15 protein-coding genes, 1 tRNA gene and 1 pseudogene are annotated in these 14,548 nt (G+C 30.8%); 11 read left to right on the top strand and 6 right to left on the bottom strand.

From position 1 onward, the window contains the following. Positions 1–110: 110 nt before the first annotated feature. Positions 111–183 (bottom strand) — tRNA-Lys (locus B4L98_RS02335). A gap of 298 nt (positions 184–481) precedes the next feature. Between B4L98_RS02335 and B4L98_RS02340 the strand changes: the two genes are divergently transcribed. Next, entirely contained in the window at positions 482–1,087 is a 606-nt protein-coding gene (locus tag B4L98_RS02340; protein WP_115001390.1) for a hypothetical protein, read from the top strand. A gap of 2 nt (positions 1,088–1,089) precedes the next feature. Then, complete coding sequence (locus B4L98_RS02345) at positions 1,090–1,617, top strand: shikimate kinase (protein ID WP_180904953.1); 528 nt, start codon at positions 1,090–1,092, stop codon at positions 1,615–1,617. Here the strand turns inward: B4L98_RS02345 and B4L98_RS02350 are convergent. Further along, complete coding sequence (locus B4L98_RS02350) at positions 1,614–2,027, bottom strand: RNA-binding S4 domain-containing protein (protein WP_180904955.1); 414 nt, start codon at positions 2,025–2,027, stop codon at positions 1,614–1,616. The genes B4L98_RS02345 and B4L98_RS02350 overlap by 4 nt on opposite strands. Positions 2,028–2,094: 67 nt before the next feature. Between B4L98_RS02350 and B4L98_RS02355 the strand changes: the two genes are divergently transcribed. Next, positions 2,095–2,850 (top strand): hypothetical protein, encoded by a 756-nt coding sequence (locus B4L98_RS02355; protein ID WP_286494656.1) that lies wholly within the window; start codon positions 2,095–2,097, stop codon positions 2,848–2,850. Positions 2,851–2,946: 96 nt separating this feature from the next. Then, positions 2,947–4,149, top strand: a complete 1,203-nt coding sequence (gene pncB, locus B4L98_RS02360; protein ID WP_280062556.1) for a nicotinate phosphoribosyltransferase — start codon at positions 2,947–2,949, stop codon at positions 4,147–4,149. A gap of 73 nt (positions 4,150–4,222) precedes the next feature. On the opposite strand, the gene B4L98_RS02365 is transcribed toward pncB, so the two are convergent. Further along, entirely contained in the window at positions 4,223–5,527 is a 1,305-nt protein-coding gene (locus B4L98_RS02365) for an aminopeptidase P family protein (RefSeq protein ID WP_180904959.1), read from the bottom strand. Positions 5,528–5,865: 338 nt separating this feature from the next. Between B4L98_RS02365 and rpsF the strand changes: the two genes are divergently transcribed. The 3 genes and pseudogenes from rpsF to rplI form a co-directional block, all read left to right on the top strand. Next, complete coding sequence (gene rpsF / locus B4L98_RS02370) at positions 5,866–6,213, top strand: 30S ribosomal protein S6 (protein WP_038334492.1); 348 nt, start codon at positions 5,866–5,868, stop codon at positions 6,211–6,213. Positions 6,214–6,221: 8 nt separating this feature from the next. Further along, positions 6,222–6,524 carry a 30S ribosomal protein S18 gene (gene rpsR, locus B4L98_RS02375; protein ID WP_019976570.1) on the top strand — a complete coding sequence of 101 codons (303 nt, stop codon included), beginning with the start codon at positions 6,222–6,224 and terminating at the stop codon, positions 6,522–6,524. 21 nt (positions 6,525–6,545) lie between these two features. After that, a pseudogene (rplI, locus tag B4L98_RS02380) lies at positions 6,546–7,043 on the top strand (50S ribosomal protein L9); the annotation flags it as partial. A gap of 208 nt (positions 7,044–7,251) precedes the next feature. Here rplI and B4L98_RS02385 read toward each other — a convergent pair. Next, positions 7,252–8,076, bottom strand: coding sequence for a DUF5694 domain-containing protein (locus B4L98_RS02385; RefSeq protein WP_280038012.1), 825 nt, complete (start codon positions 8,074–8,076; stop codon positions 7,252–7,254). A gap of 469 nt (positions 8,077–8,545) precedes the next feature. Here B4L98_RS02385 and B4L98_RS02390 point away from each other — a divergent pair, with 469 nt between their 5' ends. Together B4L98_RS02390 and B4L98_RS02395 are read left to right on the top strand one after the other, a co-directional pair. Next, positions 8,546–9,286 (top strand): sensor histidine kinase, encoded by a 741-nt coding sequence (locus tag B4L98_RS02390; RefSeq protein ID WP_291051155.1) that lies wholly within the window; start codon positions 8,546–8,548, stop codon positions 9,284–9,286. Further along, positions 9,273–9,953 (top strand): LytR/AlgR family response regulator transcription factor, encoded by a 681-nt coding sequence (locus B4L98_RS02395; protein WP_219033596.1) that lies wholly within the window; start codon positions 9,273–9,275, stop codon positions 9,951–9,953. Before B4L98_RS02390 ends, B4L98_RS02395 begins: the two co-directional genes overlap by 14 nt. A gap of 130 nt (positions 9,954–10,083) precedes the next feature. Here B4L98_RS02395 and aroC read toward each other — a convergent pair whose 3' ends face one another. Next, the gene (gene aroC, locus B4L98_RS02400; protein WP_115001405.1) at positions 10,084–11,142 is read right to left on the bottom strand and encodes a chorismate synthase; all 1,059 of its coding nucleotides are present in this window, start codon (positions 11,140–11,142) and stop codon (positions 10,084–10,086) included. A gap of 23 nt (positions 11,143–11,165) precedes the next feature. Then, on the bottom strand, positions 11,166–12,239 hold the full coding sequence (locus B4L98_RS02405; protein WP_291048680.1) for a 3-oxoacyl-ACP synthase III family protein: 1,074 nt from the start codon (positions 12,237–12,239) through the stop codon (positions 11,166–11,168). A 710-nt stretch (positions 12,240–12,949) separates the two neighbouring features. Here B4L98_RS02405 and ubiE point away from each other — a divergent pair. Both ubiE and B4L98_RS02415 read left to right on the top strand, forming a co-directional pair. Then, positions 12,950–13,690: a bifunctional demethylmenaquinone methyltransferase/2-methoxy-6-polyprenyl-1,4-benzoquinol methylase UbiE gene (gene ubiE, locus B4L98_RS02410; protein WP_038334486.1), complete on the top strand. Its 741-nt coding sequence runs from the start codon at positions 12,950–12,952 to the stop codon at positions 13,688–13,690. A 26-nt stretch (positions 13,691–13,716) separates the two neighbouring features. Beyond that, positions 13,717–14,538 carry a porin family protein gene (locus B4L98_RS02415; protein WP_291048687.1) on the top strand — a complete coding sequence of 274 codons (822 nt, stop codon included), beginning with the start codon at positions 13,717–13,719 and terminating at the stop codon, positions 14,536–14,538. Positions 14,539–14,548 lie beyond the last annotated feature (10 nt).

Below are 14,548 nucleotides of genomic sequence, written 5' to 3' on the forward strand. Positions count from 1 at the left end.
TGAGCTACCAGGTCTCCGTTTTTTCGGACTGCAAATATACGATTATATCTGAGTTTACAAAACGAAAGACGTTTTTATTTTTTTATATAAAAAAGAACGTTTTGACTAAGTGACCTGGCTGGGGCTCGAACCCAGGACCCCAACATTAAAAGTGTTGTGCTCTACCAACTGAGCTACCAGGTCGGTTTCTTAAATCGAGTGCAAATATAGGGCGTTTAATACTAATTTAACAAACGTTTTGTGAAGTTTTTTACAATTTATTAATTAATCATTTCGGTTTTAAGAACTTAAATTTAGATAAATTTTTAGTTTTTTTTTGAAAGATAGAATTTCGGATAAGAAAACTGAAAAAATAAGCCATAGAAACATCATTTTATATATTTGATAAATGATTTATATACTATATTTGTCATCCAGCAAATCTAAATCTATGTGAACCGAAATTATTTTCGGAACGCTATTTAAAGATTGAAATTTTAGAATGAAGAAGAATATACTATATATTATTATTGCTTTGTTTTCGATAGTGTCGTGTAAAAAATCTGACAACCCAGAGGCAGACGTACCCGATTCTGAATATGCAAACAATTGTAATCAGGAAACAAAAGATGCACATTTGTCTAATTTTGCATTGAAAGAATTAAAGGAATTAATAAAAGATCAACCACAGATTATTCATCAAAAATTGAATGATCGTTGTTTCAAGGTTTCTAAACTTGGAAAAAATTTATACATTCAAAATTCAGATCGTTTAGATTCTTTGAAGATTAAAAACAATAATCAAGGAACGATGTTTTTGAATAAAATAACAGCAATACAGGTTTCGCAAGAGATTGTTTATAAATTAACATATTCTTTTCCTATTAAATTCTTGAATCAATATAGAGCAGAAATCAAAAAAGATGCGCCAAAATCTAAATACCATCATTCAAATTCAATCGTTACTAACGAAGATTATCAAGTAACTTATAATGTTGAACGTTATGATGCAAGACGTTTGGAGAATACGTATTCATATCAAATTGATACGTTTGATGGATATGCGAGATTAACTATTTTTTATTCAGAAGACTTACCAGTAGACTAATCATGATTATTTCTTTAGTAGGATATATGGGTAGCGGAAAATCGACTACCGGAAAAGATTTAGCCAAAGCATTGGGTTTCGAATTTATCGATCTTGATGATTTTATCGAAAATAAATATCAAACAAAAATTAGTGAGATTTTTGAAAAAGAAGGCGAATTAGGTTTTCGTAAAAAAGAAAGAGAAGCCTTAAAAGAAGTTCTGACTTCAACAAACATTGTGCTTTCTTTAGGCGGTGGAACTCCTGTTTATTACGATAATATGAATGAGATTGCCAACAATTCAATTTCATTTTTCATGCGTGTACAATTACCGCAATTGGTGAAACGATTGGAAAATAAAAAAGAAACTCGACCTTTAATTGCTCATCTTTCTAATGAAGAAATGATGGAGTTTATTGCGAAACATTTATTTGAACGCAATCAATATTATGAAAAGGCAAAATATACAATCAGCATTTCAAACCAAAGTACATTAGAGATTTTGGACGAAATTATGAAACATCTTAAAAAGGAGAAGATTTGGAATTAATCCAAATCTTCTCCTTTTATAATGATACCTTCAGTATCTTCTCCTCCCTCTTCTAAATAATCATCCAAATCTCGACGATCTTTTTTCGTTGGTCGACCTTCACCTCTTTCACGATAATAATCTTGCGAAAGTTTACGAAGCTCTAACACATCATATTCTTCTTTTGGCGTTGTATCCACAATATGTAAGGTTAATAATTTAGCTCCAATTCTATTATTTGGCACTTGCAATACTTTAAAAGATAAATTTATTTGATCTTTTCTCACCTCAATCGCATCACCTGGAATTATATCTCGCGACGCTTTTGCTACATCTCCATTTACTTTTACACGATTTTTTTTAACCGCATCAGCCGCTAAAGATCTCGTTTTATAATATCTAACACTCCAAAGAAATTTATCTAATCTCATTTAAAACTGAATATTTGTTAGGTTAAACTAATATTTTTTCTAAATTCGCAATATAAATCGAAATAACATGATAAAGAAATTCTTCGTTACTTTAATTGCATGTTCTGCTGTTTTAGTAGGATGTAATAATGATGATGATAACGGTGTGAATAAAGAAACTAAGATTCCAGTTGAAGAACGTAATGCATTAGATGATGAAGCGATTCAACAATACATGGAAGATTTTTACTTCAACTCTAAAGGTGTACTTACAAAATTTGATACCATCAAAGGAAACGAAGATGATGCTTATCCAACATTAAAATCTTTAGCAAAGCAAGATGAATTAGGAATTTGGTATGCCGAAAATCCTAATCATAAAGGAACAGGAAAAACTATTATTTCTAATGATAGTACTTCTATTTATCTAAGTTCTATTTCAACATATTTTGTTGCAACAAATAGTACAGACTACAAAAGAAAATATGGTTCTTTGGATCAGTTTTATTACTCAAGTATAAATACTGGAGATGGTTCTGCTACGCAAGATCCAACTTTTTATTACTTTACACCAACAGCAACTGAAATTAAAAATGGGGTAAAAAGAGAACACATCGAATTAAAAAACTTTGTAGAAGGATTAAAACATTTCAAAACAACTGAACGTGCTACAACTGACTTGTATAACTTTCAAGGTGTAATTATTTTACCTTCTCGTTTAGCTTATGCGAGAAACAAATATTATGTTACAAGCACAGGATTGACTGAATTTTCAGCTTATAGAGATGCAACTATAATTTTCAATTTCGAATTACCTAAAATCGAAAAAAGAACAACAGAATAATTATCTTCAAAATAAGATAATCTTACAAAAACCATCTGTATTGATGGTTTTTTTTTATCTTTAAATTTCAAAATGTATTAGAATTAAACCTAAAAAATGAGTATAATAAAATCTATTATCGATAACGATTTCTATAAATTCACCATGCAATTTGGCGTTACAAAATTGTATCCAGATGTAATGGCGCGCTATAAATTCATTAACCGTGGTGAACATCAATTTCCTGAAGGTTTTGCGGAAGAACTGCAAAAAGAAATCAATGCAATGGCTTCGCTTTCTTTAACCAAAGACGAAAAAAATTTTTTCACAATAAATTGCCCTTATTTAAGTCCTGCTTATTTAGATTTTTTGCAAGGTTATCGCTATGATCCAAATGAAGTAAAAATCACTCAAAACGGTACTGATGTAGAAGTTCACGTAGAAGGATATTGGTATCGTACTATTTTATGGGAAGTTCCAATCTTGTGTTTGATTAGTGAAATTTTCTATAAATTAACAAATGCGCAACGCATTTCTAACGAAGAAATCACAAAACGTACAAGCGATAAAGTTGATTTATACAATCGTCTTGGCGTTACAGTTGCGGAATTTGGTACCCGTCGTCGTCACAGTTACGAAGTTCATGATGTGGTAATGAAAGAATTAACAAACCATAAAGGAAAAAGCTTTGTTGGAACTTCGAATGTTCACTTTGCGCATAAATATGGTGTAAAACCAATTGGAACACACGCTCACGAATGGTTTATGTTTCATGGTGCACGTTACGGATTCAAAATCGCGAATTCAATCAGTTTAGATCGTTGGGTAAAAGTTTATTATGGTGATTTAGGAATTGCTTTGACTGACACTTATACGTCGGATGTTTTCTTTGGACAATTTGATAAAAAATTATCTAAATTATTTGATGGTGTTCGTCATGATTCTGGAGATCCGATTGAGTTTGGAGAAAAAACAATTGCGCATTACGAAAAAATGGGCATCAATCCTTTATTCAAAACGATTATTTTCTCGGATGGATTAAATTCAGAAAAAGTGGAAATGATTACAAAAGCTTTCAAAGGAAGAATTGGATTATCATTTGGAATTGGAACCAACTTAACAAACGACACTGATTTAAAACCTATGAATATCGTGATGAAATTGACCGAAATTTCTTCTATTGATATAAAATGGACAGGTGTTGTAAAACTTTCGGACGAAAAAAATAAACATACCGGAACGCCACGTATGATTGCTCTTGCAAAAGAAATGTTAGATTTAGATGACATTCCATCACATGATGCGCCAGAAAATGATTAAGAATATTCTTTAAAATAAAAAATGGAACTCAATATTGAGTTCCATTTTTGTTATCATTTAATATAATGAAAGATTACTTATTCATTAAATCTTCGATTTCTTCTGCTTCTAACGGAATATTTTGCATCAAGTTGAAAGGTTTTCCTTCTTTCTGAATTACATAATCATCTTCCAAACGAATTCCAAAACCTTCTGCTGGAATATAGAATCCTGGCTCGTTTGTGAAAACCATTCCAGCCACAAAATCATCAGTCAATAAACCATAATCATGTGTATCTAATCCCATATGATGAGACGTTCCATGCATCATGTATTTTTTGTAAGCTGGCCAAGCTGGATCTTCGTTTTGTACATCTGCTTTATCCAACAAACCTAAACCTAACAATTCAGAAGTATAAACTTTTCCTAATTCTTCGTGGTATTTGTACCAATTATTCCCAGGAACTAACATCGTTTCCGCTTCTTTTTTACAACGTAAAACTGCATCATAAACTTCGCGTTGGCGTTTTGTATATTTTCCATTAACTGGAATTGTACGTGACATATCTGATGAATAATTTGCATATTCAGCTGCAACATCAAACAAAATCAAATCACCATCTTTACATTCTTGATTATTTTGAATATAATGCAACACATTTGCATTATTTCCAGACGCAATAATTGGCGTGTATGCAAAACCTTTTGAACGATTACGAAGAAATTCGTGAACAAACTCAGCTTCGATTTCGAATTCCCAAACTCCAGGTTTTACGAAATTTAAAATACGACGAAAACCTTTTTCTGTGATATCACACGCTTGTTGAATCAATTGAATTTCTTCTGGTTCTTTTACAGAACGTAAACGTTGCAAAATAGGATTTGAACGTAAATAAGTATGTCCAGGATAATCTACTTTCAATTGTTTTACAAAACGATCTTCGCGCGTTTCTACTTGAGGTGCTTCTGTTACGCGATAATGCTCATTTTTATTTACATAAACATTATCTGCTTCTACCATCAATTTGCGCAAAACATTTGGTAAATCTTGTAACCAAAGTACAGTTTTGATTCCAGAAACTTCTGTTGCTTGAGCTTTTGATAATTTTTCTCCTTCCCAAACTGCAATATGATCGTTTGTTTCACGAACAAATAATACTTCCTTATATTTAGGATCGTAAGCGTCAGGAAAAATTAATAAGATAGATTCTTCTTGATCAACTCCAGATAAATAAAAAATATCACGATGTTGTGCAAACGGTAACGTAGAATCTGAAGAAATTGGATAAATATCGTTAGAATTGAAAATAGCAAGAGAACGAGGTTTCATTGCTTTTACAAATTTCGCTCTGTTCTTTACGAATAACTCGCTTGGAATAGGATTGTATTTTGTTGTCATAAAATTTTACATTAATTATTATGACCAAATTTAAGAAGATGTTTTTAGAAAAAAAAGGAAAACCCTCGCAGAAACGAGGGTTTTAACCTTAACCAACCTAAACCTATGAAAAAGCCATTAGCCTTTTATGTTGACAAATGTAAGCTACTTTTTTTAAACTGCAAATTTTTTTTAAAAAAAGTCAATATTTTTTGAAGATCAATATGATAAAACGATAATATTCAATAAATAAGGTTTTAATAAAAATTCAATAAATATTCATTTGTAATATTTGGATTATTATTTATATATTTGCACCTCGAATTTTAGTATAAATAATAACTTAAAAGAAGTTAAAAATGACACATTACGAAACTGTTTTCATTTTGACTCCCGTTCTATCTGATTCTCAGGTAGAGGAAGCAGTTAATAAATTCAATGACTTTGTTACTGCTAACGGTGGTGAAATCGTAGCAAAAGAGAACTGGGGCTTAAAAAAATTAGCTTACCCAATTCAAAACAAAAGAAATGGATTCTACCACTTAGTAGAATTTAAATCAGACAATAACGAGTTAGTTTCTCAATTAGAAGTTGCTTACAAACGTGATGAGCGTGTAATCCGTTTCTTAACTGTGAAATTAGACAAACACGGTATGGACTGGGCAGAAAAACGTAGAACAAAATTAAAGTCTAACTCTAACAAATAAGCAAAGCTATGGCAATTGACGATTTAGCAAAAAAAGCAGCTGGAGGTAGCGAATCAGAAATCCGTTATTTATCTCCTTTAGATATCGAAACACAATCAAACTCAAAATATTGTCGTTTCAAAAAATTTGGAATCAAATACGTTGACTATAAAGACGCTGATTTCTTAATTCAATTCGTGAATGAGCAAGGTAAAATTTTACCTCGTCGCTACACAGGAACATCTTTAAAATACCAAAGAAAAGTTTCTAAAGCGATCAAAAGAGCTCGTCACTTAGCATTAATGCCATTTATTGGTGATCAATTAAAATAATAACCTAAATATTAAAATATCATGAACGTAATTTTAAGACAAGATGTAGAAGGTTTAGGTTTTGAATTTGAAGTTGTTTCAGTAAAACCTGGATACGCACGTAACTTCTTAATCCCTCGTGGATTAGCATCAGTTGCAACTCCAAATAACGTAAAAGCATTAAACGAAGTTTTAGAAGCTCGTAAAGCAGAAGAAGCTACATTAATCGCTGCAGCAAAAGAAAAAGCAGCTAAATTAGATGGTTTAGTTGTTAAAATCGACGCTAAAGTTGGTTCTGGAGACAAATTATTTGGATCTATCAACAATGCAGATTTAGCAGAAGCTTTAGTAAAAGCTGGTGTTGAAATCGAGAAGAAAAACATTAGAATCCCTGGAAACACTATCAAACGTTTAGGAAAATACGAAGCTAAAGTTCGTTTCCACAGAGATGTTGAAGTAGATTTCGGATTTGAAATTGTACCAGATGCTGCATCTATCAAAGCTGCTGAAGAAGCTGCTAAAACTAGAGCAGAATTAGCTAAATTAGATGCTCAAAAAGCAGCTAACGCTAATAAAGAAGAAGGTTCTTTCTTTAACTTCGATAACCCAATTTACGCTAACGACAAAAAAGCGAAAAAAGAGGAAGTATCAGAAGAAGTTGCTACAGAAGAAGCTCCATCTACAGAAGAATAATTATTATTCAACTATATATAAAAAAACCTCGCAATTGCGAGGTTTTTTTATGCTTTTATTTTAGATAATCTAACGTATTTACTTCTTTAAACTTTGGCGAACGTCGTAAGAAATCTTTGAAGAAAGCCGTATGCGTAGCACCCATTAATACAAAAATACGATCGTCTTTTGTAATCGGCACATTGTTCATATTTGAGAACATAGCTAAATTTCTATGATAATATTTCGCCGCTTGCTCTGCTCCTACTGGATATTTTTTGTATGAAACCGTCGTTAACATATCCGCATTAACTGCAACAGAAAAATCTAAAAATTCTGGTTGATTATAGTACTGCAATAACTCTTTTAATTTTACATCTTTTTTTGTTACTCCATTTTTCGATTCATTATTTCGGAACATTTCAATGTATCTTTTGAATGTAATCGAATCATCTTGCTCTTTCAACAAATCACCAAGCATATAAAGATAATCTTCTTGATAATTAATTCCGTAAATTTTCTTCGATCCGCTTAGTCTCCCAACTTCATAAGCCAATAACTCAACTTCGTTTGGATTTTCAAACTTCATTTTAGGATTAAGTAAATAATCTTGAAAAAGTTTATTCAACACTTTATTGCGAGAAGGATTTTGTTCAACTAAAATAATTGTAGGTTTAAAAGCCGCAATCTGCTTTGCTATTTCATGTATTTGACGAACATTATCTTGGTTATTCTCATCAAATTCAGTCGTACTTGCATCTGGAGTATATCCCATGTGAAAAGTTCCCATATTAAGAACTGGAATAGCATCATCAAATTTTGTTTGAAATTGATATTTTGTTTGAGCAGATAAATTCATAGTACCAATAAATGTAGCAATTGCAATAAATAAGTTTTTCATTTGAGTTAATTTTTAATTATGATTCAAATTTCTATGATTCTGAAAAAATTGACTTTTATTTATCGACTAACCCATTTGAATAATCGACGAATCACTTCACTTTTATGTAGAAAAGAATCTAATTTTACAAAAAACAAAAACAATGGAAGATGATAAAAAAAATTTAAGCTTCTCAAATCAAAAAAGCGTATTTATACTTTTAGGTTTTTGGGTTATTTACATTCTGTTTGATTACATAACAATTGGATTAGTTAATCTAACTAACGGAAATTCATTTTTTAAATCAATTACATTATTTGCATCAACAATGTATATTGTTCAGTTAATTACAATTTTTATTATCTATTTTTTTATTGCCCCCTATTTTCTTAAAAAAATAAATTGGAAATCGATATTATTCTCTATAGTATGTTCCTTTACAACATTCATTATTGTTCGTTATTTTATTGAGCAAATTATTACAGATTTTTTGTTCCATAAAGTCAATTATTTTGAAGGAACAACGATTAGTTTTTACATTTACGACAATTTACATTATGGTTCTTTTATCGTTTTTTCGTCACTTTTTTTATGGATGACATTTCATTCAATCCATACACTAAAACAAAATAACATCATTGAAAAAGAGAAAAAAGAAGCTGAAATTATTTTTTTAAAATCTCAAATAAATCCTCATTTTTTGTTTAATACACTCAATAATATTTATAGTTTGGTGAGTGTAAATTCTCCTCATTCGTTAAAAGCAATCGAAAATTTGAGTGCAATTATGCGTTTTACAACCTACGAAACCAATAAAGATAAAATAGAAATTGAACGAGAAATTGATTACATCAATCAATATTTAGATTTGGAGCAGATTCGTTATGGAGAAAAATTTTATGTCGAAAAAGAATTTTTGATTGAGAATTCTAAAAAATTAATTCATCCATATATTATTTCGCCTTTAATCGAAAATGCAATAAAACATGGTGTTGTAAAAGACATTAATCATCCAATTAAAATCAATTTAAAAACTAATTCTGAATACCTTGAGATTTCCGTTTCAAATAAAATTAATCAACATCAAAAAGATGAAACTTCAGGAATTGGATTAACGAATTTGAAAAAAAGATTGAATTATTATTTCGGAAATAATTATACTTTCGAAATTAAAAACGATTATGAAACCTTTCATATTTACTTAAAAATTCCATTAAATGACGAAAATTAAGTGTATTATTTTAGACGATGAACCTTTAGCTGTTGAATTATTGAAAAAACATGCTTCTGAAAATGAAAATTTAATTGTTTCACTTGCAACAACTGAAGTTTTTGAAGCAATTGATTTTCTCAAAAATAATAAAGTTGATCTTATTTTCACAGATATTCAAATGCCCGAATTGACTGGAATTCAGTTGATGAAAATCCTTGATCATTCTCAGAAATTCATTGTCACAACAGCTTATCAAGATTATGCTTTAGAAAGTTTTAATTTTCATGTGGTTGATTATTTATTGAAACCTATTACGAAAGAACGTTTTGATGCCTCTATAAAAAAATATGTTGATTTTTTTCAAACGACATCAACTAAAAATCAGTCGACTTATTTGTTTGTAAAAGCAGATGGAAAGCAAGTAAAAATTAATTTTTCAGATTTAATTTACATTGAAGGTTTGAAAGATTATATTCGAATTCATACCAAAACTGAAAAAATATTAGTCTTAGAAACTATGAAATCTTTCGAAGAAAAATTACCAAATCATTTCAAAAGAATTCATCGTTCGTATATCATCAATCTTGATTTTTTAACTTCTATTGATGGAAATTCTGTTTATCTCAATCAGAAAATTTTACCAATTGGAGAAACTTATCGAAAAGAAATGAAGGATTTTGGTTAAGAATTATTAAGAACAAAAAATACTTGTCTTTTCGAGCTTGTCGAAAAATCTCAGATTCTTCATTTCGTTAACACTGCATTCAGAATGACAATAACAAAAAACTCCAACTTTAAAGGTTGGAGTTTTTTGTTTATATATTTCTTGTTCGTTGTATCAGCAACATATCAGCCAAAACCATCGCAGCTAAACTTTCTACAATAGGAACGGCTCTTGGAACAACACAAGGATCGTGACGACCTTTTCCATGCATTTCTACCATTTTGCCATCTGCATTCAACGTTGTTTGTTCTTGCATTAATGTCGCAACTGGCTTGAAAGCAACTTTAAAATAAATATCCATTCCATTTGAAACTCCACCTTGTATTCCTCCAGAATAATTGGTTCTTGTTGTTCCATCTTGGTTGAATTGATCATTCATTTCTGAACCTTTCATCGATGTAGAAGCAAAACCTTCGCCGTATTCAAAACCTTTTACGGCATTTATCGACATCATCGCCTGTCCTAAACGTGCATGCAATTTATCAAAAATTGGTTCACCTAAACCAACTGGCACATTTTGAATAACACAAGTTACTTCACCTCCAATTGTATCACCTTCTTTGCGAATTTCTTTGATACGATTAATCATTTTTTCTGCCATTTCTAGATCTGGACAACGAACTGCCGTTTCTTCAATTTTAGAAAAATCTAATGTAGAATAATCATTATCCAACTTCAACTCACCTACTCCGCTTACATAAGCTGTAATATTGATATTTGGAATCACATGTTTTGCAACAGCACCACCAACAACCCAATTAGCCGTTTCTCGCGCAGAAGTTCTTCCTCCACCTCTATGATCGCGAACACCATATTTGGTTTCGTATGTAAAATCGGCATGAGAAGGACGAAAAACGTCTTTTATATGATCGTAATCGTGAGATTTTTGATTATCATTCGGAATAATAAACCCGATAGAAGCACCTGTTGTTTTTCCTTCAAAAATACCTGAAAGAAATTGTACTGTATCTGGTTCTTTTCGTTGTGTCACAATTGCAGATTGTCCTGGTTTACGACGATCTAATTGCGCTTGTATCCAATCAAAATCTAATTCGATTCCACTTGGAACGCCATCAATTACACCTCCAATCGCTACACCATGACTTTCGCCAAAAGTTGAAATTTTAAATAGTCTTCCGAATGTATTCACAATAGTATATGTGTTTTTTGTTTTTATTTTTCGAATTGATAAATCACTGCATTAACATTCATTGCAGCTCCAACAGAAGCTAAAATAATTATATCATTTGCGTGAAATTGATGAGGAGCTAATTCTCCTTTTTTTATTAAATCAAACATTGTAGGAACCGTTGCTACAGATGTATTTCCTAAGAATTGAACCGTCATTGGATCAATTTTTTCTGGTACAGCTACACCATATAATTTGTATAAACGCTCTATCATTGCATGATCCATTTTTGCATTTGCTTGGTGCAATAAAATTTTATCAATATCGGTAATTGATAAATTTGTTTCATCTAACAATTCTTTAATTGCTGGTGGAACATTTTTTAATACGAATTCGTAAACTTTACGACCTTTCATATTAATTGTTTTGATTGAACCTTTATAATCTGGATTTGCAGAACGTCCATTTGTCAAGTAAGCCAATTCATCACCTGTATAACTTAACGTTTCGTGATTGATGATTCCATATTTATAATCAGCTTCTTTCGCTTCCAAAACAACTGCTCCTGCTCCATCTGCAAAAATCATCGCAGAACGATCATGCGGATCTACAGCACGAGATAACGTATCAGAACCGATTACCAAAACTTTCTTTGCAATATTTGCTTGAATAAATTGATGTCCTAAAATCAATGATTCTATCCAACCTGGACAACCAAATGTCATATCATAAGGTTTACATTTTAGGTTTTTGATTCCTAAATTGTGTTTTACTTTTGCCGAAATTGACGGCATAATATCAATTTGATGACCAACAGGATCAATATCTCCAAAATTGTGCCCAACGATTATATAATCTAATTCTTCTGGATTAACGCCAGATTCTTCAATTGCTTTTTTAGCAGCAAAAGTTGCGATATCAGAATTTAATAAATCATCTTCTACATATCTTCTTTCTCTGATTTCTGTAATTTCCTCAAATTTACGCGTAATTTCTTCACCAGTTTTATCCAAACGATTTCCACTTTCGTCATAAAATTCGTGGTTAACAAAATCTTCGTTCGTAACAATTCTATTTGGTAAATAGTGTCCAGAACCTGTAATTACAGAGTTTATCATATTAATATTGTTCAATTTTAATAAAAAAATAATAGCGACAAAGTTACACATTTCATTAAAATAGTCATGAAAAATATGTAATAACTCATGCCGAAATTAATAAAGTATAATTAATTTAGCAGCATGAAAAAAAATCCTTCATTAATTGGTCTTTTAATCGTCTGTGGATTAGCTGCTTTGATCGTTGTTGTTTATAACACTTTTTTGAGCAAAAAAGATGGGTATGTGATTGACAATCCATCAAACAAAACCTTGACAATCAAAATTAACGATAAAGATTTTACAATTGCACCGCAACAAAATGCAAGAGTAGACTTGAAAAAAGGAAAAGCGCATATCGTTTATAGTTTTAATAACAAAAATGTAGATACAGTTGTAGATATTACGAGAGCAAATGGTTTTATAAATCCAACGCATCAAGAATATTATACATTTACACGACCTTATGGTGTTAGAAAAAATAAAGATTCTATCTTTTTATCAAACAATATTGCAATAGATAACAAGATTTATCACGGAATTATCGAAAAATCTTCTCAATTATACATCGAAAACTTTTACTATAACATCGATCAAGATTATCCTAAAATGTTCATAAAAAGTAGTGGAAGCGAGAAAGCAACTGATTNNCAAAATATTTAACAAAGAAGATTTTAAACAATTTTATTTCGAGAATTACGAATAAGATTTAGATTTTATAACTTTACAAAATGGCAAATCATCAACACGATGCAGTAACTCCTTACGAAGCATCAGATCTAAATAAAAAGAAACAAGTCGAGCAAATGTTCGATAATATTTCGCCAAAATACGATTTATTAAACCGTGTTTTATCAATGGGAATCGACATTCAATGGCGAAAAGATGTTATCAAAATGGTAAAAGCTTCTCAACCAAAAACGATTTTAGATATCGCGACTGGAACAGGAGATTTGGCAATTATGATGGGTAAAAATACCGATGCAAAAATTACTGGATTAGACTTATCTAACGGAATGTTGGAAGTTGGTCGCAAAAAAGTAAAAGAAGCTGGATTAGAAAATCGTATCGAAATGGTACAAGGTGATTCGGAAAATTTACCTTTTCCTGATAACACTTTTGACTGTGTAACCGTATCTTTTGGTGTTCGTAATTTTGAAAACCTAGAGAAAGGTTTAGCAGAAATTAATCGTGTTTTAAGACCTGGAGGAACTTTCGTTATTTTAGAATTTTCTTATCCTACAGCTTTTCCAATGAAACAGTTGTACACATTTTATTCTAAAAATATTTTACCTGCAATTGGTAAAATGGTTTCGAAAGATCAAAGTGCTTATACCTATTTACCAGATTCAGTTCGTGCTTTTCCACATGGAGAAGAAATGAAAAACATTCTGAAAAGTGTAAAATTTACACAACCTATTGATAAAAAACTTACTTTTGGTATTGCAAGCATTTATAAGAGTATAAAATAAATTTGCTTGTTATTCGTTGAAAGTCTATGAGAAAAAATCTAATCATCGCATTATCGTTAACTGTTGCTAGCATTGCAAATGCGCAGTTTCGCCCTAATAATGACAGAAGCGAAAACAGAACTGAAACTGATCAGAAAAAATTTAGTTTTGGATATTTCTTGGGAACTAATATGATGAGTTACAAGATTGTTCCAAAAGCACAAACAAATCCATTGCCAGGAACTCCTCAAATTCCAGAAGATGATGGAGTAAATGAACACGGTTTAGTTTATTTAGATCAAGAAAGTAAAGCTGGTTTCTCTGTTGGATTAATCGCAAAAATGCGAGTAAATGATTATATTGATTTAAAATCAGAACCAGGATTGCATTTTGCGCAACGTATTTTACATTTCAATAACTATTTAGATCCAGTAACTGGTGAAACTATTGATGATCCATCTAAAGTGATGCGTGAAGTAAAATCTACTTATATCGAAATCCCATTGTTACTTAACTTTCACGGAGATCGTTGGTTCAATACACGTCCATATATTCAAGGAGGTTTGGGTTATCTAATGAATTTACAATCGAACGAAAATAAAGAAGACGATAACGCTACTGGAGTTTTCAGAACAACAACGAATAACTTTAACTGGCAAGCAGAAATTGGAGTTGAAATTTATTTCAAACGATTTAAACTTACACCAGCTCTAAAAGGTATGTTCTTCTTTAATAATGAAATTGTTCCTGATAATTCTACTATAGATGACCCTAGAAATCCTGGAAGTCAAATAACAGTACCATATTGGACAGGAAGTTTAAATTCATTATCAACCAGAGCATTTGTTTTTTCTCTAAAATTTGAATAAAAATTTAAAG

Origin of the sequence: Empedobacter sp. UBA5528 (assembly GCF_002426075.1) — a bacterium.
GTDB lineage: Bacteria > Bacteroidota > Bacteroidia > Flavobacteriales > Weeksellaceae > Empedobacter > Empedobacter falsenii_B.